We start from the raw sequence: 19,214 nt of genomic DNA, 5'->3' as shown, positions 1-19,214 counted from the left end.
ACGGCGCCCACCAAGGTGGGCATCTACCAAAGCAGGAGCAGAGCGCCCACCAAGGTGGGCATCCACCAAAGCGCAGCGCTCAGCCGCCGCTGCAGTCCTGCGACAGGCGTGCGTCGATGCCGCGCTGCTCGTTGCTGATCGCGGTGCGTTCGCTCTGCAGCGCGCTGTTGTAGCGGCGGTCCAGCTCCCAGCGGCGGTCGCGCAGGCGCGAGCAGACTTCGCGCGGCGGCAGCAGGCTGCAGGCGTCGCGCACCAGCACGTTGCCGCCGGGCACGTTGACCCCGTAGCCGAGCGGCGGCCGGTGCACCGGGATGCCGCCGGCCCCCGGCGGAGGCCCGATGCCGATGGCGCCGCCTCCCGGGCCCGGTCCCGGCGGACGCGGGCGCGGTCCGCCATGGGGGCCCGGTCCGTACCAGACCGTGGTCCATACCGGCACCCAGCGCGGATTACCCTCGTTGTTGTCGCTGGTATAGCGGCTGCCGTCGTCGCGCACGCACTCGTACATCGGCTGCGGCGGCTGGATGTAGACGTGGCGGACCTCGCGCACGCCCATGTCCGGCGTCGCTGCGGGCGTCGGCGGCGGGGTATCGGTGCTGACCGTACGCGGCGGCGGGTCGCGCGGGCGCTGCAGGTCGCGTACTTCCTGACGGCCGCTGCTGCAGGGCTTGTCCTGCAGCGCAACGGCGCCGTTGCTGCCAACGCAGCGGTAGACCCGCACGTCATCGGCAGCGAAAGCCACCACGGGCATCGACAGAGCCAGGCAGAGGGCAGGGCGCAGCAGGTTCATGGCTGCAGCCTGCGCGAATTGCCGCGGCACTGCAATCGGCGCATCAGGAGCGCAGGATGCTGCCGCTGAGCGCGTCGCGGATGGGCGTCGGCTGGGCCAGGCCGCCGGTCTGGCCATCGAGGATGCCGTCGAGCAGTCGCAGCAGACGCGGGTCCAGTTCTTCGCGACTGCGCGCCGGCGGTTCACCGGCCAGGTTGGCGCTGGTGGACACCAGCGGACCGCCCCAAGCGCGGCACAGCGCCGCCACCAGCGGGTGGGCGCTGATGCGCACGGCGATGCCGCTGTGTTCACCGGTCACCCACGGGCGCGCACGGGGGCCGGCCGGCAGGATCCAGGTGTTGGCGCCGGGCCAGCTGGCCAGCACCGCGCGCTGGCGGGCGTCGGGCAGCGCGTCCAGCCGTACCCAGCCTTCCAGCTGCGGCAGGTCGGCGGCGACCAGGATCATGCCCTTCTCGACCGGGCGCTGCTTCAGGCGCAGGACCATGTGCACCGCCGCCTCATGGGCAGGGTCGCAGCCCAGGCCCCAGACAGCTTCGGTCGGGTAGGCGATCACGCCCCCCGCGCGCAGCGTGGCCACAGCAGTATCGAGGGTGAGTTCTTTCATGGGGAAGGCCGGCCCGACGTGGGGCTTCATTATCCCCCCGTGGCGTGCAGAACGGGTGGTGGGTGCCGACGGTGCGGTGGGTGCGGACCGTTGGTCCGCACATCCCGGCCTGTTGAAGCGGTGGGTGCGGACCGTTGGTCCGCACATCCCGGCAGATCATCCGCGCATGGCGTGGATCTACTTCTTGGCTGCGGCCTTCTTTACGGCCTTTTTCACTGCCTTCTTCGCCGCCTTCTTGGCCGGCGCCTTCTTCGCAGCGGCCTTCTTCGGCGCGGCTTCCTTCTTCACCGCCGCCTTCTTGGCCGGGGCCTTCTTCGCGGCGGCCTTCTTGGCGCCAAAGCCCTTGCGCACCGGCTTGCCGGTTTCTTCCATCAGCTGCTGCACTTCGGCCAGGGTCAGCGATGCCGGCTCGCGATCCTTGGGGATCTTGCCGTTCATCTTGCCGTCGCTGATGTACGGGCCGAATCGGCCGTTCAGCACCTGGATGTCGCTGCCCTCGAACTCCTTGATGATCCGGTTGCGCGCGATCTCTTCCTTCTCTTCGATCAGGAACACGGCGCGGGCCAGGTCGATGGTGTACGGGTCGTCTTCCTTCTTCAGCGAGGCATAGGTGCTGCCGCGCTTGGCGAACGGGCCGAAACGACCGATGCCGACGCTGACGTCCTCATCCTTGTCCTGGCCCAGTGCGCGCGGCATCAGGAACAGTTCCAACGCGTCTTCCAGGGAGATGGTGTGCATCGACTGGCCGGGGCGCAGCGAAGCGAACTTCGGCTTCTCCTCGGCGTCCTCGGCGGTGCTGCCGATGGCCGCGTACGGCCCGAAACGGCCCAGGCGCACGCTGACCGGCTTGCCGGTCTTGGGGTCGGTACCCAGTTCGCGGGCACCGCTGGCCTCGGCGCGGTCGACCGATTCCTTCTTGTCTTCCACCAGCTCCTTGAACGGTTCCCAGAAGCGGGCCATCAGCGGGATCCACTCTTCCTCGCCGCGCGAGACGGCATCGAGCTCGTCTTCCAGCTTGGCGGTGAAGTCGTAGTCCACGTACTGGGTGAAGTGGCTGGACAGGAACTTGGACACCGCACGGCCGACGTCGGACGGACGGAAGCTGCGGCCTTCCATTTCCACGTACTTGCGGAACAGCAGGGTCTGGATGATCGAGGCGTAGGTCGAGGGACGGCCGATGCCGTACTCTTCCAGCGCCTTCACCAGCGCCGCTTCGGTGAAGCGCGGCGGCGGCTGGGTGAAATGCTGTTCGGCCAGGATGCGTTCCAGCGGAATGCGGTCGCCAGGCTTCATCGCCGGCAGCTTGCGGCCTTCGTCCTCGTCCTCGGCGCTCTTGTTGTCCTTGCCTTCCTCGTACACGGCCAGGAAGCCGGGCACGACGACGGTGGTGCCGCTGGCGCGGAACACGTGTTCGCTGCCGGCCGACAGGTCGACGCTGACGGTGTTGAGCGTGGCCGGAATCATCTGGCAGGCGACGGCGCGCTTCCAGATCAGCTCGTACAGGCGGCGCTCGTCGTCGGTGAGGAAGCGCGACACCTGGGCCGGGGTCCGCAGGGCCGAGGTCGGGCGCACGGCTTCGTGGGCTTCCTGGGCGTTCTTGGACTTGGTCTGGTAGGTGTTGGGCTGGTCCGGCAGCGAGGCGATGCCGTAGTCACGGGCGATCACGTCGCGGATCTCGGCCAGCGCGTCCTGCGACAGGTTCACCGAGTCGGTACGCATGTACGAGATCAGGCCGACGGTGCCTTCGTCGCCGATGTTCACGCCTTCATACAGCTTCTGCGCCACCTGCATGGTCTTGCGGGTGGTGAAGCCGAGCTTGCGCGAGGCTTCCTGCTGCAGGGTGGAGGTGGTGAACGGCGGCGCCGGGCGGCGCTTGCGCTCCTTGCTGGCCACGTCGGTGACGTGCAGCGAGCCCTGCGCGGCCTGCTGGATGCGCAGGCGGGCGGCCTCGGCGGTGTCGCCGTCGGTGACGGTGAACTGCTCGAACTTCTGCCCGTCCAGCTTGATCAGCTTGGCGTTGAAATGCTGGCTGGGGTGCGCGCACTCGGCAGCGATGGACCAGTATTCGCGGGCGATGAAGGCTTCGATCTCTTCCTCGCGCTCGACGATCATGCGCAGCGCCGGGCTCTGCACGCGGCCGGCGGACAGGCCGCGCTGCACCTTGCGCCACAGCACCGGCGACAGGTTGAAACCGACCAGGTAGTCCAGCGCGCGTCGCGCCTGCTGGGCGTCCACCAGGTCGCTGGCGATGGCGCGCGGCTGGTTGATGGCTTCCTTGATGGCGCGCGGGGTGATCTCGGTGAAGACCACGCGCTGCATCGGCTTGTCCTTGACCAGCCCACGCTCCTTCAGGATCTCGGCGATATGCCAGCTGATCGCTTCACCCTCGCGATCCGGGTCGGTCGCCAGCAGGATGTCGTCGGCGCCCTTGGCGGCCTTGGCGATGGCATCGACGTGCTTCTCGTTCTTGTCGATGACGTCGTAATGCATGGCGAACCCGTTGTCCGGGTCGACCGCGCCTTCCTTCGGGATCAGGTCGCGCACATGCCCATACGAGGCCAGGACGGTGTAATCCTTGCCGAGGTATTTGTTGATCGTCTTGGCCTTGGCCGGCGATTCGACGATGAGCAGGTGCTTGGGCATGTCGGGAAAGGTCTGTGGGCGGACCGGGGGAAGGGGCCGCTAGGGTGGAGCAAACGGCCGCATTAGTGAAGCGGCCACGGGCAAATCCATAAACTGAACGCCCGGTAGTGTGCCGGGCGTTCAGGTTTCCTTATTAGAGGAATCACGCCCGGAGGGCCCCTGTCAAGGGGCGGGGCGTGATGACGGCCGCCTGCCGGCGCCGTCGGCCAGGCTCAGCTGGCCATGTTGGCGATCACGCCCACTGCGATGATCGAGATGATCACGCCGCCCAGGACCATCAGGCCGCCGATGACCAGCATCACGACGGTGACCGTGCCCAGCTCGCGCCGCTGCAGGTGCGGCTGGTCGGTGAAGGCCCAGCGGTCGACCACGACGGTGTCGCAGACCATGTCGTGCAGGGCCTGCTTGCGGTCGGTGAACGCCGCCATCAGGTAGCCGATGCACAGGATGATGCTGCTCAGGATCGTGGCGAAGTAACGACCGATGCTGCGGCCCAGGGTCAGGCGCTCACCGTTGCCGCGCACGACCTTGATGCCGACGGCCATCTTGCCCGGCGTGGCGCCGCCGGCCGAGGCGTGGAACCAGGCGTAGTACACCATCGAGATGGCCAGGCCGGCCAGGCCGCTGACCAGCTGCGCGGCCACGCCCGTGGCCGTATCGCCACCGCCTGCCGCGCCCATGCCGAGGCCGATGCCCACGCCGAGGACCATGCCGATGATCCAGCTGGGGATCAGCAGGATGAAATAGTCGATCAGGTAGGCCGCGAAGCGCTTCCAGAAGCCGGCATAGACCACCTCGCCGCCCTGCACGGCCTGGCTGTAGTCGCCGCTGGCCGCGCCCGGGGCGCTGTAGGGCGAGCTGCTGAGTGCGCCGGTGCCCGGCAGGGGGGCGGTGCCGTTGTCGATGGCGGCATAGTCGCCGCGCAGGTCGAAGCCGCCCGCGGCGCTGCTGTCGCTGGCCTCGGCCAGGGTCTGCAGGCCCAGTTCGTCCACGACCTGGCGCAGGGCGGCCCACTGGCCCATGCCCTCGCGCCACACCAGCGTGTCCAGGGTCAGCTGCCCGCGCTGGAAGCGCTGGCGGATCTCGGTGACCGGGAACGGTCCCTGGCGTTGCTGTCCTTCGGCGAAATACCACTCAGTCATTGCGTTCCCCTGTTGGGTCATCCTTGGATTTCAGGCTGCCTGCGCGGCCGGCGGCTCAGCCGCGGCACTGCACGGGCAGGTATTTGTTGTCGCTTTCGCCGGTGCATTCCCAGCGGCCGCTGTCGCGGTCGTATTCCTGCCACAGCAGGTCGCCGTCGATCGCCTTGCCGGGGACGGCCAGGGTGGCTTCGATACCGCAATGGCCGTTGTTGAAGCGGCCGATGTGCACGGCAGACAGCCCCTGGCTGGCGAAACTGCCTGCTTCGGGGAAGCCGGCGTCGTTGGCGCCCGGGCAGCGGCCCTGGTCGTCGGCGAAGCGCTGGACCTGTTCCTTCAGCGGCTGCAGGGCGGTAATCGCGCCGGCGACCTTGGACTTGATCACGTAGTCGTTGTAGGCGGGCAGGGCGATCGCGGCCAGGATGGCCAGGATCGGCACCAGGACCAGCAGGGCGACGCCGCCGATGATGGCGGTCAGCGCGCAGCCGGACAGGCCCTTCTTCGGCGGCGGCAACGCGGTGCTGGCGCTGGCGTGGTAAGGCGCTTCCGGCGGCAGGATGGGCGGTTGCGGGGCCGCCGGCGGTGGCGGCGCGCTGGCCGGTGCATCGACGGCCGGCACGATCAGCCCCAGTTCGTCGACCACGCTGCGCAGGGGCTGCCATTGCGGCAGCCCGTCGCGCCAGACCAGGGTGTCCAGGGTGATTTCGTTGCTGCGGAAAAGCTCGATCAACTGCTCCGCCGGCAACGGGCCTTGCTGGCGGTTGCCTTGGGCGTGAAACCACTCACTCACGGGGACGCTCCTGAATGCGCTTGGTCCCCAAGTGTACGATCAGTGAAGGGGTTCTGGCTCGTCCATGAACATCTGCGTTTCCATCCAGGCATACGCTGCCTCGGCGCCGGGCTGGTTGAACAGCACCATCAGCACGACCCACTTCAGGTCGTCCAGGTCCAGTTCGTCCTGGTCCAGGGCCATGGCACGGTCCAGCACCAGCTCGCGCTGGTCGGCATCGAGGATGCCGTGCTGTTCCAGATAGAGCAGGAAACCGCGGCATTCCACGTCCAGCTTGTCCAGCTCGGGGCCGTGGAAAATGCGCACGGGACCGTCGACCCGGGCCTGCGCCACGCTCGGCCGCTGGGCAGCCAGCGCATCGAGCCAGTCGAAGGCCTTGTTGATCTCGGTAGGGCTGAAACCGGCCTGGATCAGGCCATTCTGCAGCGAGTCGCGGTCACGGATCAGGTCCGCATCTTCGCTGAAATAGTGTTCAAACAGGTACAACAGTACGTCAAGAATGCTCTCTTTCATTGCCCCTCGGCCTGCGTCGCGCGACGCTGTGGAGGTGAAGAAACTAGGGAGTTCGACAGTAGCGGCCGTGTACGCACACCACGATTCCCGCCAGTTCCATGGCCAGCAGCATGGAGGACACCTCAGGCGCCGTCAATCCACAACGCGTGATCAATGAATCCATACCGCTTGGGTTGTGGTCCAGTGCCCGCCACAAGCTCTGGTAGTCAGGGTCGTTCGCCCAACGGTCCGGCAGGTCTGCCGGCGATGCCTGTTCAGTGGGGGTGGCAAGGCGGCTTTGCAAGCCGGGCAGTTGCTGGCGCAGGGCAGGTGCCAGCAGCTCCAGTACATCTTCGGGCCGTTCGACCAGGGCCACGCCCTCGCGGATCAGCCGATGGCAGCCGGCCGCACGCGGGTTCAGCACCGAACCGGGCACCGCGCCGACCTCGCGCCCGGCCTCGGCGGCCAGGCGGGCGGTGATCAGGGCGCCGGAGCGCTGGGCCGCCTCGATGACCACCGTGGCCAGGGCCATCCCGGCCACCAGCCGGTTGCGCGCCGGGAACTGCCCCGCCCGCGCCGGGGTGCCCGGCGGGTACTCGCTCAGCACGACGCCTTCGGCGGCGATGCGGGCCTGCAGGCGGGCATTGCCGGGCGGGTACGCCTGGTCCGGGCCGGTGCCGATGACCGCCACCGTGCGCCCGCCCGCATCCAGCGCGGCGGCATGGGCGGCGGCATCGATGCCGGCAGCCAGCCCGCTGGTCACCGCCAGGCCGGCCTCGACGAAGCAGGCGGCGAAGCGCGCCGCCAGCGCGCGCCCGGTGGGGGTCGGCGAGCGGCTGCCGACGACCGCCACCGCCGGATGCCAGGCCAGGCTGGCGTCGCCGGACACGAACAGTGCCAGCGGCGGCTGCGGGATGTCCTGCAGCAACGGCGGAAAGGCCGGATCGGAGCAGCCCAGCAGCTGCCGGCCGGGGTGCTGCAGCCAGCGCAGGGTGGCGGCCAGTGCCGCAGGATCGGGCTGCTGCAGGGCGGCGCATTGTTCAGCAGAACAGCCGTGCGCGCGCCAGCCGGCCACGCCCAGGGCGAGCGCGGCGGGGGCATCGCCGCTGGCCAGCAGCAGGGCGCGGCGGGGCGCCAGCGGTCCGCCGGCCAGGACCAGGCGGGCGAGTGCATCGAGGGCGGTGTCGGGGCGGGGCATCGCCCGACTATCGGCCACGGACGACGAAGGCGCCCTAGGGCGCCTTCGCGTTCTGCTGTCAGGGGAGTCCGCCTCCGGCAACCGCCTGCGGTGCGGTGCCGCCCGGCTGGAACCGGCGGGGTAGAGTCGACCGTTGGTCGACTACCGCGGACGGATCGAAGCGCAGTCGACCAACGGTCGACTCTACTTCGCGTCCGGGTGCTGGGCGCTGTAACCCACGTTCACCGGCTTCACGCCCTGCATCACCAGCGCGTAGCTGACGTTGTCGAAGGTGCGGAACACCATCGCGTGGGCGGCGTATTCGTCCGGCAGGCTGACCCGGCCCGCACCGGTGGACGGCGAATCGTCCATGCGCGAGGAGTTCGGGTACTTCATGCGGTGGGCGACATGGCTGCCCTGGCGCCACAGCGAGAACACCGTGCCGTTGTCCACGCCCTGGCTGCGGCCGGCAGAGATGGCGATGACGTCGCGCGGGCCGCCGGCATTGAACATGTCGGCAACGGCCAGCACGCGCACATCCAGGCCTTCCAGGCTGGCGGCGGGCACATGCGGGAAGAACTGCAGGTCGTAAGGCTGGGCCTCCACCGGCACCAGGCGGTCACCGGCACGCACTTCACGGCCGTCGCCGTTGGCGTCCAGCATCAGAGTGGAGGCTTCGGTCTTGCCGCCGGCCACCTGGGTGATGGTGCCGAGGCCGACCTGGGCCAGCTCATAGCCCAGCACGCCGCGGCGATGGTTGGGCGTGTTGTAGGCCTTCCACAGGTTGCCGCTGCCCGGGGTGACGTCGCCGTTGGCGGTCAGGTCCTCGGTCGGCTTGGGCTGGCCGTAGCGCACGGTCGGGCGGACCACGGCCCAGCGCTGGCCGACCTGGGCATCGGCCAGGCGGACATAGGCGGCCTGGCCACTGGTGGCGCGCAGGCGGTTCCCTTCCAGGCCGACCACATAGGGAAGCTGGTCGATGCTGTCGACCACGCTCAGCTGCTTCAGGAAGGGTTCGACCTCCGAGAGCGGCACGCCGGTCACCGGGGCTTCCGTGCGCGGGCCGGGCTGGGCCGTCACGCGGTCCAGATAGGCCAGGCTGAGCACGTCACCCGGGTAGATGAGATGCGGGTTGGCGATCTGCGGGTTGGCCTGCCAGATCTCCGGCCACAGCCAGGGCTTCTGCAGGAACCGGCCTGCAATGTCCCACAGCGTGTCCCCTTTGCGGACCACGTAGGTGTCCGGGTGCCCGCCATTCACTTCAACGGCGGTAGCATAGGCAGCCACGGTCAGCATCGCCGCAGCGACGACCGTACGAAAACGAAGCAACATAGGTGCGAAGCCCTGATTCCCCAACAGGTTCGCGCACTATAGTCCAGAAACCGGGGCGCAAGGCAAGCGTTGCAGATAGAATCTGCGACGTATGCCGGCGTATCCCCGGCCCCAACCCGGAAACAGCCATGGCCCTGCTCCCCATTCTTGAGTTCCCCGATCCGCGCCTGCGTACCAAGGCTGCGTTGATCGACGCCGCCGAGGTGACCACCCCGGCCTTCCAGACCCTGCTCGACGACATGTTCCAGACCATGTACGACGCCCCCGGCATCGGCCTGGCCGCCAGCCAGGTGGACGTGCACAAGCGCTTCATGGTCATCGACGTGAGCGAAGAGAAGAACGAGCCGCGGGTGTTCATCAACCCGGAGATCGTCGCCAAGGACGGGGGCCAGGTGTACCAGGAAGGCTGCCTGTCGGTGCCCGGCATCTTCGCTGACGTGACCCGCGCCGATTCCATCACGGTGAAGTTCCTGGACCGCCAGGGGCAGCCGCAGGAGCTCACCACCGACGGCCTGCTGGCGGTGTGCGTGCAGCACGAGATGGACCACCTGGACGGCAAGCTGTTCATCGACTATCTGTCGCCGCTGAAGCGCGAAATGGTCCGCAAGAAGCTGGCCAAGCAGCGCAAGCACGTGGCCTGACCGCCATCGCGGGCCGCCCGTCGCGGTGGCCCCTGCCTGCGCGTCCCGCGCGGGCTGCACGGCGCCGGCCGACGGCGCCGTTGTTCTTTCTGCACGTATCCATCCTGCAAGTGGGGTAGCCATGAGGATTGTCTTTGCCGGTACGCCGGAATTCGCGGTGTCGTCGCTGCGCGCGGCCGCGCGCCATCACGAGGTCGTGGCCGTCTACACCCAGCCGGACCGCCCGGCCGGCCGTGGCCGTGGCCTGGCACCGTCGCCGGTCAAACTCGAAGCGGTTGCCCGTGGCATCCCGGTCTACCAGCCGGAAACCCTGAAGGACCCGGCCGCCCAGCAGCAGCTGCGCGACCTGCAGCCGGACCTGATGGTGGTGGTGGCCTATGGCCTGATCCTGCCCAGGGCGGTGCTGACCATCCCGACCCACGGCTGCTGGAACGTGCACGCCTCGCTGCTGCCGCGCTGGCGCGGCGCCGCGCCGATCCAGCGCGCGATCCAGGCCGGCGATGCCACCACCGGCGTGTGCCTGATGCAGATGGAAGCAGGCCTGGATACCGGCCCGGTGCTGCTGCACCAGGAGCTGGCCATTGCCGACACCGCCACCGGTGGCGACCTGCATGACGCGCTGGCCGCGCTGGGCGCGCAGGTGCTGTCCGACGGCCTGGGCCTGCTGCGCGCGGGCATCAAGCCGATCGCACGGCCGCAGCCGGAACAGGGCGTGACCTACGCGCACAAGCTGGACAAGGCCGAAGCGAAGCTGGACTGGGCGCAGGACGCGCAGGCGCTGGCGCGCACCGTGCGTGCGTTCAACCCGTGGCCGATCGCCGAGGCGCAGCTGGCCGGCGAGCGCGTGCGCATCCATGGCGCGGTGGCGCTGGACCTGGCCCACGGCCAGGCACCGGGCACGGTGCTGGCCGCCGGCCGCGAAGGCATCGACATTGCCTGCGGGCAGGGCGCGCTGCGCCTGCGCGTCCTGCAGCGCGAGGGCGGCAAGGCGATCACCGCCGCCGACTACCTCAATGCACGTCGCGACCTGCGCGTGGGAGCGTAAACCGGTGTCGAAGCAGAACGATTTTTCCATTGCCAAGGCCGCTCCGGGCGCCGCCACCCGCATGCTGGCCGCACGCGTGCTGGCCCAGGTGTTCACCCGTGGCCGTTCGCTGAAGGCCGAACTGGCCTGGGCCCTGCCCAAGCTGGCCGATACCCGCGACCGCGCGCTGCTGGAAGCCCTGTGCTTCGCCGTGCTGCGCCGTCGCAGCACCTATGACGCTGCGCTCCAGGCGTGGATGCAGAAGCCGCTGTCGGCGCGCGATGCCGACCTGCGCACCCTGCTGATGGTCGGTTTCGCCCAGCTGGACGTGCTGGAGCTGCCCGCCCATGCGGCGCTGTCGGCCACCGTCGATGCGGCGCGCGCGCTCGGCCGCGAGCGCCAGGCCGGCCTGGTCAACGCCATCCTGCGCCGTGCGCAGCGCGAGGGCTTCCCGGAACAGCCCGCGCGCGACGCGTTCCCGGCCTGGCTGGCCGAGGCGGTCGAGCGCGACTGGCCGCAGCAGGCCGAGGCGATCTTCAGCGCCAGCCTGCAGCCGGCACCGCTGTGGCTGCGCGCCAACCGCCAGCTCGGTGGCCGCGACAAGGCGCTGGCCGCGCTGGCCGAAGCCGGCATCGCCGCCGAGCCCAGCCCGCTCAGCGCCGATGCGCTGCGCCTGGCCGAGCCCAGCCCGGTCAACCAGCTGCCGGGCTTTGCCGACGGCGCGTTGTCGGTGCAGGACCTGTCGGCGCAGTGTGCGGCCGATGCACTGGCACCGCCGGCCGGCGCCCGGGTGCTCGATGCCTGCGCCGCCCCCGGTGGCAAGTCGGCGCACCTGCTGGAACGCGACCCGAGCCTGCGCCTGCTGGCGCTGGACATCGATGCGCGGCGCCTGGCCCGGGCCAAGGACACCTATGCCCGTACCGGCGTGGGCGAACACGTGCAGACCCAGGTGGCCGATGCCAGCGATACCGCGGCCTGGTGGGACGGCACCCCGTTCGACGCCATCCTGCTGGATGCCCCGTGCTCGGCCACCGGCGTCATCCGCCGCCAGCCCGACGTGATGTTCCACCGCCGTGCCGAGGACATCGAGGCGCTGGTGGGGGTGCAGGCGCGCCTGCTGGAAGCCTGCTGGGCGATGCTGCGCCCCGGTGGCGTGCTGCTGTACGCCACCTGCTCGATCCTGCGCGCCGAGAACGTCGACCAGGTGCGGGCCTTCCTGAAGTGGCATCCGGACGCCCAGGCGGCGCCGCTGGGTGACGCTTTCGGCGTGGACTGCGAGGGCATCGCCCGCCAGCGCCTGCCCGGTGAAGACGATGCTGACGGTTTCTTCTACGCGCGTCTGCTAAAAACAGCCTGACCCCGTCGCTGTCCGAGTTCCCATGCTGAAAACCCGCGCGTCACGCGAGACGTGGTTGTTCGTAGTGATGGCCTTGCTGGTGCTGGGTGCGGGGCTCGGACTGCGCGACCCCTGGCCCTCGGACGAGCCGCGTTTCGCCCTGGTCGCCAGGCAGATGGTGGACAGTGGCCAGTGGCTGTTCCCGCATCGGGGGCTGGAGCTGTATTCGGACAAGCCGCCCATGCTGATGTGGTGGCAGGCCACCCTGTACAGCGTGATCGGCAACTGGCGGGTGGCCTTCCTGCTGCCCTCGCTGATCGCCGCGCTGGGCACGCTGTGGTGCGTGGTCGACCTGGGCCGACGGCTGTGGACGCGCCGGGTCGGCCTGTATGCTGGCTGGGCGCTGCTGTTCGCGCTGCAGTTCACCTTCCAGGCCAAGAAGGCGCAGATCGACCCGCTGGTGGTGCTGTTCGTCACCCTGGCCAACTACGGGCTGCTGCGCCACCTGCTGCTGGGGCCGGCGTGGCGCTGGTGGTGGGCCGGCTGGTTCTTCGCCGGCATCGGGGTCATCACCAAGGGCGTGGGCGTGCTCGCGCTGCTGATGATCCTGCCGGCGGCGATCGCCTCTGCACTGCACTGGCCGCGGGTGCGCCTGCATGCGCGCGACCTGCGTTTCTGGCTGGCGCCGCTGGCCTTCGTGCTGGCCGTCGCGCTGTGGCTGGTGCCGATGGTGATGACCGCGCTGGCGACGAAATCGGGCGAGTACCAGGCCTACCTCGACGACATCCTGTTCCGGCAGACCGCCAAGCGCTACGTGCAGTCGTGGGACCACCACCAGCCGTGGTGGTACTTCCTGGGCACGATGCCATCGATGTGGATCCCGGCATTCCTGGCCCTGCCGTGGGCGATCCCGGCGTGGCGTCGGCGGCTGCGGCGGCGTGATCCGCGCTACCTGCTGCCGCTGGCCTGGTGGCTGCTGATCGTGCTGTTCTTTTCCCTTCCGCACGGCAAGCGCGATGTCTACATCCTGCCGTCGCTGCCGATGTTCTGCCTGGCCCTGGCGCCGCTGATGCCGGGCCTGCTGCGCCGGCGCGACGTGCAGTGGGTGCTGGGTGGCTTCACCCTGCTGCTGTCGCTGGGGACGCTTGCCGCCGGTGCGTCGGCGCTGCTCGGCAACCCCGGTTTCGAAGTACGGCTGGTGCTGGAGCGCGGGCTGGAGCCGGGGGCGGTGGTGGCGATGGCCTGGGCGGTCCTGGCCATGGGCGCCGCGGGCGTGGCCGGCCTGCTGCTGTTCGGCCCGGCGCGGCGCCATCTGGCGCTGGTCTCGATGCTGACCGTGGTGTGGGTGCTGTACAGCCTGGTCGGCTACCCGGTGTTGAACGATTCCAGTTCGGCCCGCGGCCTGATGCGCTCGGTCGATGCGCGCCTGGGGGCCGATGCCGAGCTGGGCCTGGTGGCCTGGAAGGAGCAGAATCTGCTGATGGCCGGGCGACCGGCGGCGACCTTCGGCTTCAACGTGCCCTGGCATCAGCAGCTGCAGGCCGGGGTGCGATGGCAGCAGCTGTCGCCGCAGCGGCGCTGGCTGCTGGTTCAGCAGGACGTGCTGCTAAGCTGCGTGGACCGCGACGGAGCGGTGTTGGCCGGTGTCGCCAACCGTCGCCGTTGGTGGTTGGTGCCGGCATCGGCGGTACACGGACCCTGCGTGCCCAGCGAAGCCGAACTGAAACGTGAACGGCGGTTGCAGAGAAACGAGCAATAACGTGGCCGCCGACTTGTCCAGACTGCCCAAGCGTGCACAAAGCCAGTAAAACATCAGCCGGGCGGCCTGCGACAGGGCCGCCGTTTTCTTCCGCACCACCGCAGCCATCATTCCCGACGTGCCAGCCTCACCGGACAACCTGAGCCTTCCCCGCGCCGAACCGTTGCCCGTGCCTGCCGGCGGTCGCCTTGGCGCTGCGCACCGGATCGCACAGATCGGCCTGTTCTGCATGCCGGCGCTGGTACTGACCGTACCGGTGAACCTGTTGCCGTATGCGCTGACCCTGCTGGTCAGCACCCTGCTGGCGCCGGAGCTGCTGTGGCGCGCGCGGGGCATGGGCGGCACGCCGGTGCGCGCGCTGACCTGGCTGATGCTGGCGGCGGTAGCGCTGGGCCTGGTCTCTGTTGTGCTGTTCGAGCAGGGCCTGCGGGACGTCGACAACCGTTCGCGGTTCCTGGTCATCCCGTGGATCGCACTGTGGGTCTGCGCGCTGCGGCCGGACATGCGCTGGCTCTGGCGGGGCGCACTGGCGGGGCTGGTGGGCAGCTTCCTGCTGTCACTGCTGCAGGTCCTGCAGGGCGCGCCGCGCGCCGAGCTGACCACCAATGCCATCGTGCTGGCCGACATCGTGGTCATGCTGATGGTGCTGCTGGTGTTCTGCCGCCCGTCGCGACGCTGGTCGCTGGTCATCGTGGGCATGGCCGCCGGCTGCGGCACCATCGTGCTGACCGGCAGCCGCGGCGTGTTCGCCGCCCTGCTGGCGCTGCTGGTGGTGCTGGCGCTGAGCCTGCGCTGGCGCACCGGCGTGGCCCGGCTGTCGGTGCTGGCCGGCATGCTGGCCATTGGTGCCACCCTGCTGCTGTCGGTGCCCGAACTGCGCCACCAGGTGCGCCTGACCGAACTGCACAGCGACGTGCAGAAGCTGGAACAGGGCGACGTCGATTCCTCCGCCGGTGCGCGCGTCGAGCGCCTGCAGGTGGCCTGGCAGACCTTCCTCGATCATCCGCTGACCGGTGTTGGTATCGGCCACTTCGACAGCGCCATGCAGCGCGTGCCGGTGTGCCGCGACGATCCTGCCGAAGTGCGTTGCCACCTGGGCCATGCGCACAACGACGTGGCCGAATGGGCCGCCACCCAGGGCCTGCCGGGCGTGTTGATGCTGATCGCCGTGTATGGCGTGCCGCTGTGGGTGTTCGTTTACCTGCACCGGCGCAGCGGTCGGGTCACCTTCCGCGGGCCGGCGGCAGCGGGGGTGATGATCGTCATCGCCTACGTGCTGTGCGGCTTGACCCAGTCGATGTTCGCCCACCAGATGACGGCCAGCTTCTACGTGACCATCGTCGGCCTGCTGACCGGCCTGTCACTGCTGGAAGGCGCCCGCCATCGGGCGAAGGCCTGACGCCTGGCCGCCGGGCATGGCCCGGCGCTACCGGTGGGTGCCGGGCGTGGATCTACTGGTGGGTGCCGACCGTTGGTCGGCACGGACGCCGGATCATTCGCTGCGCGGGTCGGCCACGGCCTGGCCGTTGCCCAGCATCCACAACATGATGGTCTTCTGCCGCACGTAGTTGGCGCGCACGTAGGCATACACCAGGCCGTGCCAGCCATCGCGGAACCCGCCGCGGAACACGAAGCCGCGCCAGAACCGCCAGGCCGGCGCCAGGACCAGCTTGCCCAAGGTGGCCCGCTTGCCACGTGCGAATTCGTGCTCGGCCATCATCCGCGCGTACTTCTCGGTCTTGGCCAGCTGCTGCTGCAGTGAGCGGTAGGGGTAGTGGATGAGATCACCGCGCAGGGTGCCGACGCTGCCATCGACGCTGGCCGCTTCGTGGATCTCGCGCTTGCCGCGCCAGCCGCCCTGGCGGCGGTCGAACAGCCGCATCACCCGGTCCGGGTAGGCGTTGCCGTGGCGCAGGAACTTGCCGAAATACTCCGAGAGGCGGGCGAAACGGTAACCGGCGTGGCCGCTGAAGCCGCCATCGCGGGCCTGCTCGATGGCCGTGCGCAGCTCGGGGCTGATGCGTTCGTCGGCGTCCAGGCACAGCACCCAGTCGTGGCTGGCCTGTTCGACGCAGAACGCCTTCTGGCTGCGGAAACCATCGAACGGGCGCTGCAGCACGCGGGCACCGGCGGCCTCGGCGATGGCCACCGTGGCATCGGTGGACTGCGAGTCCACCACCACGATCTCATCGCAGAAGGCCAGCGAGGCCAGGCAGTCGCCGATGCGCCCGGCCTCGTTGAACGCGATAATGCACGCCGAGATGCGAGGCCGTTCGATGGGAGCGGTCGTGGAGGACATGATGGCCGGGTACCTGTTGTTTGCGACGGAGCGCTATGCGCTGCCTATTCTCGCCCCGTTGGCGCAGGCCTTGCACGCGTCCGGACAGGAGGTGGCCGCCTGGTTCGAGGGCGGTGCGGCCGGCAGCAGCCTGCCGGGAGTGCCCAACATCGGCCTGAAGCAGGCCCTGGCGATGCGCCCGCGCGCGGTGTTCAGCGCCGCCAACTGGGTGCCGACCTTCCTCTCCGGGGCCAAGGTGCAGCTGTTCCATGGCTTCAACGTGGAGAAGCGCGACAGCGCCCGCGGCCACTTCCGCGTGCGCGGCATGTTCGACCTGTACTGCACGCAGGGGCCCGCCACCACCGCACCGTTCCGGCAGATTGCCGAGCAGCAGGGTCACTTTGCCGTGGCCGAGACCGGCTGGCCGAAGCTGGACCCGCTGTTCCGCGACGATGGCGGCGAGAGTGCCGCGCTGCGTGCACCGGCCGGCGGACGTCCGGTCATCCTGTTCGGCTCGACCTTCACCGAGCGCCTGAGCGCGGCCCCGCACCTGCTGGAGCCGATCGCCGCTGACATCGCCGCCGGTGAGCGGTACTGGCTGCTGACCCTGCATCCGAAGTGCCCGCCGGAACTGTTCGAGCACTACCGCGCGCTGGCCGGTGCCAATGCGCGCTTCATCGAGCCGGAGCAGGTGATGGCCGCGCAGCGTGCGGCCGACGTGCTGGTGTCGGACACCTCGTCAATCGTTTCGGAGTTCATCGTCCAGCACAAGCCGGTGGTGACCTTCCGCAACCGCGTGCCCAAGGCGCACATGATCGACTTCGACGAGGCCACGCAGCTGCCAGCGATGCTGCAGCGCGCGCTGCACCCGGAGCCCGCGCTGCAGGCGGAAATCGTGCGCTATGCCGATGCCATCCACCCGTTCCGCGATGGCCGCTCCAGCGAGCGGGTGATCGCGGCGACCGAGGATTTCCTGTCCGGTGAGATGGGTGCGCTGCGCCGCAAGCCGTTCGGCAGCTGGGTGCGCGACCTGCAGATCCGCAAGGACCTGGGGTATTGGGGTCCGTCGCAGCGGTGATGGGTAGAGTCGACCGTTGGTCGACTGCTCTCCATCAATTGTCTGGAAACCTCGCGCTGCGCGCGATAGTCGACCAACGGTCGACTCTACCGGCGGGTGTCCATGTACCCCGCCATCACCAGCGCAGCTTGCGCCGCGCCAGCGCCACCGCCAGCTGCTCCATCACCTGTTGCGCCTGCGCCTGCGGCAGATAGTTCAGTGCCAGCGCCACGTCACCGTGCGCGCCGGCGGTATCCAGCTGCAGGCTGGCGGTGCCCAGCAGCTTGTCCAACGGTGAACGCTGCAGGCGCAAACCCTGCACCTTGTCCAATTCGGCCCAGCGCCACCAGCGCTGCCACCAGCCACCGCGCACGGCCACGATCTGGCCATCCAGGTGCCAGCCCATGCGCGCCATCTGCCGGTGCGCCACCAGCAGGGCCACCGGCAGCCAGCCCAGCACCAGCAGGCCCCACGGGCCCCAGCGCCAGTAGGCGCCGGCTGCCAGCAGCGGCACCAGCACCAGGCTGCCCAGGCTCAGCCGCCACCAGCCGCGTTGCGGCAGCGCATGCCACTGCGCCGGCGGCCACTGCAACTGCGGCAGCAGGTGCTTGACCAGCCCTTCGCAGGTGGCGGCCGGGGCCAGCGGCGCCAGCTCGCGCAGGGCACGATCATCATCACGCGAGGGCCCGCCCGCCGCGCTGTCGATGCGCAGCTGGCGCAGCCCGAACCAGCGCTGCAGCGTGCCTTCGCGCAGCGTCCAGGCCTGGATGCGGCGGCGTGCCACGCTGCTGCGGGTGCGGCTGAGCAGGCCGGTGGAGACCGTCAGCCGGCGCTCGCGCTCGCTCAGGGTGAAGCCGTGGTAGCGCAGCACCGTCAGCACCACCGACAGCACGCGCAGGCCCAGCCAGCCCAGCAGCAGGGTCGCCACCACCAGCAGCAGGGTGCCGGTCAGGCCCGGGTGCAGGTGGCTGACGTAACCGAAGGCCTGGCGTCCGCCGCGCTGGATGGCATCGTCCATCACCGGCCGCGGCACCGTCTGGAGCAGCACGCCGACGGCGGCCACGACCAGCGCCCAGCCGCGGTTGGACAGCAGGCCCATGCGCACCACGTCCCACGCCGACAGGCGCAGCAGCACCTGCTCGTCGTCGTCGTTGGCGATGTCGTGCGGCGCATCGCCGGTGACCGTCTGCGATGCCTGCCCGCGCTGGCGCACCAGCCGTTCCAGCGCCAGCGCCTGGTCCAGCTTGAGCACGCGCATCTCCGCTTCCGGGCGCACGCCACCGGCCGATTCCAGACGCAGCTCGGCCACCCCGAACAGGCGGTGCAGCGGGTTCTGCCGCACTTCCACGTTGTGGATGCGGGCGAAGGGAATCTCGCGGCGGTTGCGCGACAGCAGGCCGCTGCGCACGGTGATCGCATCGCTGCCGATGCGGTAGCGGTAGCTCAGGTACTGCAGCACCGACACCAGCACCAGCGCGGCGATGGCTGACAGTGGGATCAGCTGCGCCCACATCGGGTCGCGGTCGCCGCGCTGGCCGAATACCAGCAGCGCCACCAGCGGCAGCAGGTAGTGGCGCAGCTGCATCAGCAGCACGAACAGCCACGACCACGGGTGCAGGCGATGCTCATGGTCGTCGCCGGGCAGCGACGGCGGCAGGGGCGGCGGCAGGCTCACAGGGCGTCCGCGTCCTGGTCGAGCTGGTGCGCGAGGGTGTCGCGCAGGCGTTCGGCGTCGTCCTCGTCCAGGCCGGTGACGGTCACCGCGCTCAGGCGCGTGCCAGCGGTGTGCACGATCAGCGTGGCCAGGCCCATGCGACGTTCCAACGGGCCACGGCGCAGGTCCAGGTGCTGCACACGGGAAATGGGAATGCGGGTTTCCACCTGCCACATCAGGTCGCGGCGCAGACCCAGGCCTTGTGCATCCAGCCGCCAGCGCGTGCGGGTCAGGCGCCGGTGGCCGAGCCAGGCGCCGACCAGCAAACCGACCAGCAGGCCGACCGCTGCGCCCCACAGGCCGCCGGGCAGATCGAGGAACCACCAGGCCACGGCCAGTGGCGCGCCGGGGACGAACAGGCCGCCGAACGCGCCTTCCAGCGCGGCCATGCGCGCAGCACGGCGGGGCAGCGGTTGCCAGTGGTCCAGGTGGTCCAGGTGC

The 19,214-nt window shown here is 69.7% G+C and carries 17 protein-coding genes; 6 read left to right on the top strand and 11 right to left on the bottom strand.

Annotation, left to right across the window (positions count from 1 at the left end; genetic code table 11):
* Positions 1 to 79: 79 nt before the first annotated feature.
* The 8 genes from C1925_RS18280 to C1925_RS18245 form a co-directional block, all read right to left on the bottom strand.
* On the bottom strand, positions 80 to 787 hold the full coding sequence (locus C1925_RS18280) for a DUF4124 domain-containing protein (protein WP_108770135.1): 708 nt from the start codon (positions 785 to 787) through the stop codon (positions 80 to 82).
* A 43-nt stretch (positions 788 to 830) separates the two neighbouring features.
* Complete coding sequence (locus C1925_RS18275) at positions 831 to 1,421, bottom strand: Sua5/YciO/YrdC/YwlC family protein (protein WP_108770134.1); 591 nt, start codon at positions 1,419 to 1,421, stop codon at positions 831 to 833.
* Between the two features lie 147 nt (positions 1,422 to 1,568).
* Positions 1,569 to 4,034 carry a DNA topoisomerase I gene (locus C1925_RS18270; RefSeq protein WP_108770133.1) on the bottom strand — a complete coding sequence of 822 codons (2,466 nt, stop codon included), beginning with the start codon at positions 4,032 to 4,034 and terminating at the stop codon, positions 1,569 to 1,571.
* A gap of 212 nt (positions 4,035 to 4,246) precedes the next feature.
* The gene (locus C1925_RS18265) at positions 4,247 to 5,176 is read right to left on the bottom strand and encodes an RDD family protein (RefSeq protein WP_108770132.1); all 930 of its coding nucleotides are present in this window, start codon (positions 5,174 to 5,176) and stop codon (positions 4,247 to 4,249) included.
* A gap of 55 nt (positions 5,177 to 5,231) precedes the next feature.
* Positions 5,232 to 5,963, bottom strand: a complete 732-nt coding sequence (locus tag C1925_RS18260) for a GYF domain-containing protein (protein WP_108770131.1) — start codon at positions 5,961 to 5,963, stop codon at positions 5,232 to 5,234.
* Between the two features lie 39 nt (positions 5,964 to 6,002).
* A complete protein-coding gene (locus C1925_RS18255; protein WP_108770130.1) occupies positions 6,003 to 6,476 on the bottom strand; it encodes a DUF494 family protein in 474 nt (157 codons plus the stop codon).
* Positions 6,477 to 6,519: 43 nt separating this feature from the next.
* Positions 6,520 to 7,653, bottom strand: a complete 1,134-nt coding sequence (dprA, locus tag C1925_RS18250; RefSeq protein ID WP_108770129.1) for a DNA-processing protein DprA — start codon at positions 7,651 to 7,653, stop codon at positions 6,520 to 6,522.
* A gap of 183 nt (positions 7,654 to 7,836) precedes the next feature.
* Positions 7,837 to 8,964, bottom strand: coding sequence for a LysM peptidoglycan-binding domain-containing protein (locus C1925_RS18245; protein WP_108770128.1), 1,128 nt, complete (start codon positions 8,962 to 8,964; stop codon positions 7,837 to 7,839).
* A gap of 128 nt (positions 8,965 to 9,092) precedes the next feature.
* On the opposite strand from C1925_RS18245, the gene def reads away from it, so the two are divergent.
* The 5 genes from def (at position 9,093) to C1925_RS18220 (ending at position 15,123) form a co-directional block, all read left to right on the top strand.
* Positions 9,093 to 9,605 carry a peptide deformylase gene (gene def, locus C1925_RS18240; RefSeq protein WP_108770127.1) on the top strand — a complete coding sequence of 171 codons (513 nt, stop codon included), beginning with the start codon at positions 9,093 to 9,095 and terminating at the stop codon, positions 9,603 to 9,605.
* A gap of 121 nt (positions 9,606 to 9,726) precedes the next feature.
* On the top strand, positions 9,727 to 10,650 hold the full coding sequence (fmt, locus tag C1925_RS18235) for a methionyl-tRNA formyltransferase (RefSeq protein ID WP_108770126.1): 924 nt from the start codon (positions 9,727 to 9,729) through the stop codon (positions 10,648 to 10,650).
* 4 nt (positions 10,651 to 10,654) lie between these two features.
* Entirely contained in the window at positions 10,655 to 11,986 is a 1,332-nt protein-coding gene (gene rsmB / locus C1925_RS18230) for a 16S rRNA (cytosine(967)-C(5))-methyltransferase RsmB (protein ID WP_108770125.1), read from the top strand.
* 22 nt (positions 11,987 to 12,008) lie between these two features.
* Positions 12,009 to 13,724 carry a glycosyltransferase family 39 protein gene (locus C1925_RS18225; RefSeq protein WP_108770124.1) on the top strand — a complete coding sequence of 572 codons (1,716 nt, stop codon included), beginning with the start codon at positions 12,009 to 12,011 and terminating at the stop codon, positions 13,722 to 13,724.
* Positions 13,725 to 13,953: 229 nt separating this feature from the next.
* Entirely contained in the window at positions 13,954 to 15,123 is a 1,170-nt protein-coding gene (locus tag C1925_RS18220; RefSeq protein ID WP_254051444.1) for an O-antigen ligase, read from the top strand.
* Between the two features lie 93 nt (positions 15,124 to 15,216).
* On the opposite strand, the gene C1925_RS18215 is transcribed toward C1925_RS18220, so the two are convergent.
* The gene (locus C1925_RS18215) at positions 15,217 to 16,023 is read right to left on the bottom strand and encodes a glycosyltransferase family 2 protein (protein ID WP_108770123.1); all 807 of its coding nucleotides are present in this window, start codon (positions 16,021 to 16,023) and stop codon (positions 15,217 to 15,219) included.
* Here C1925_RS18215 and C1925_RS18210 point away from each other — a divergent pair.
* Complete coding sequence (locus C1925_RS18210) at positions 16,022 to 17,080, top strand: CDP-glycerol glycerophosphotransferase family protein (RefSeq protein ID WP_108770122.1); 1,059 nt, start codon at positions 16,022 to 16,024, stop codon at positions 17,078 to 17,080. The genes C1925_RS18215 and C1925_RS18210 overlap by 2 nt on opposite strands.
* A gap of 115 nt (positions 17,081 to 17,195) precedes the next feature.
* Here the strand turns inward: C1925_RS18210 and C1925_RS18205 are convergent, their stop codons facing one another.
* Both C1925_RS18205 and C1925_RS18200 read right to left on the bottom strand, forming a co-directional pair.
* Complete coding sequence (locus C1925_RS18205) at positions 17,196 to 18,734, bottom strand: PH domain-containing protein (RefSeq protein WP_108770121.1); 1,539 nt, start codon at positions 18,732 to 18,734, stop codon at positions 17,196 to 17,198.
* A complete protein-coding gene (locus tag C1925_RS18200) occupies positions 18,731 to 19,162 on the bottom strand; it encodes a PH domain-containing protein (protein WP_108770758.1) in 432 nt (143 codons plus the stop codon). The genes C1925_RS18205 and C1925_RS18200 overlap by 4 nt, the downstream gene beginning before the upstream one ends.
* Positions 19,163 to 19,214: the final 52 nt, after the last annotated feature.

The sequence above is a fragment of the Stenotrophomonas sp. SAU14A_NAIMI4_5 genome (assembly GCF_003086795.1).
Lineage (GTDB): Bacteria > Pseudomonadota > Gammaproteobacteria > Xanthomonadales > Xanthomonadaceae > Stenotrophomonas.
Note: the sequence above shows the minus strand (reverse complement) of the source record. Positions and strands in the feature narration are given on the sequence as shown.

Bases quoted from the DNA above. Each gene is read 5' to 3' on its own strand.
- C1925_RS18255 (WP_108770130.1), bottom strand. From the start codon at position 6,476: ATGAAAGAGAGCATTCTTGACGTACTGTTGTACCTGTTTGAACACTAT.
- C1925_RS18265 (WP_108770132.1), bottom strand. From the start codon at position 5,176: ATGACTGAGTGGTATTTCGCCGAAGGACAGCAACGCCAGGGACCGTTC.
- C1925_RS18210 (WP_108770122.1), top strand. From the start codon at position 16,022: ATGATGGCCGGGTACCTGTTGTTTGCGACGGAGCGCTATGCGCTGCCT.
- C1925_RS18280 (WP_108770135.1), bottom strand. From the start codon at position 787: ATGAACCTGCTGCGCCCTGCCCTCTGCCTGGCTCTGTCGATGCCCGTG.
- C1925_RS18215 (WP_108770123.1), bottom strand. From the start codon at position 16,023: ATGTCCTCCACGACCGCTCCCATCGAACGGCCTCGCATCTCGGCGTGC.
- def (WP_108770127.1), top strand. From the start codon at position 9,093: ATGGCCCTGCTCCCCATTCTTGAGTTCCCCGATCCGCGCCTGCGTACC.
- fmt (WP_108770126.1), top strand. From the start codon at position 9,727: ATGAGGATTGTCTTTGCCGGTACGCCGGAATTCGCGGTGTCGTCGCTG.
- C1925_RS18220 (WP_254051444.1), top strand. From the start codon at position 13,954: ATGCCGGCGCTGGTACTGACCGTACCGGTGAACCTGTTGCCGTATGCG.
- dprA (WP_108770129.1), bottom strand. From the start codon at position 7,653: ATGCCCCGCCCCGACACCGCCCTCGATGCACTCGCCCGCCTGGTCCTG.
- C1925_RS18275 (WP_108770134.1), bottom strand. From the start codon at position 1,421: ATGAAGCCCCACGTCGGGCCGGCCTTCCCCATGAAAGAACTCACCCTC.
- C1925_RS18225 (WP_108770124.1), top strand. From the start codon at position 12,009: ATGCTGAAAACCCGCGCGTCACGCGAGACGTGGTTGTTCGTAGTGATG.
- C1925_RS18245 (WP_108770128.1), bottom strand. From the start codon at position 8,964: ATGTTGCTTCGTTTTCGTACGGTCGTCGCTGCGGCGATGCTGACCGTG.
- C1925_RS18200 (WP_108770758.1), bottom strand. From the start codon at position 19,162: ATGGCCGCGCTGGAAGGCGCGTTCGGCGGCCTGTTCGTCCCCGGCGCG.
- C1925_RS18270 (WP_108770133.1), bottom strand. From the start codon at position 4,034: ATGCCCAAGCACCTGCTCATCGTCGAATCGCCGGCCAAGGCCAAGACG.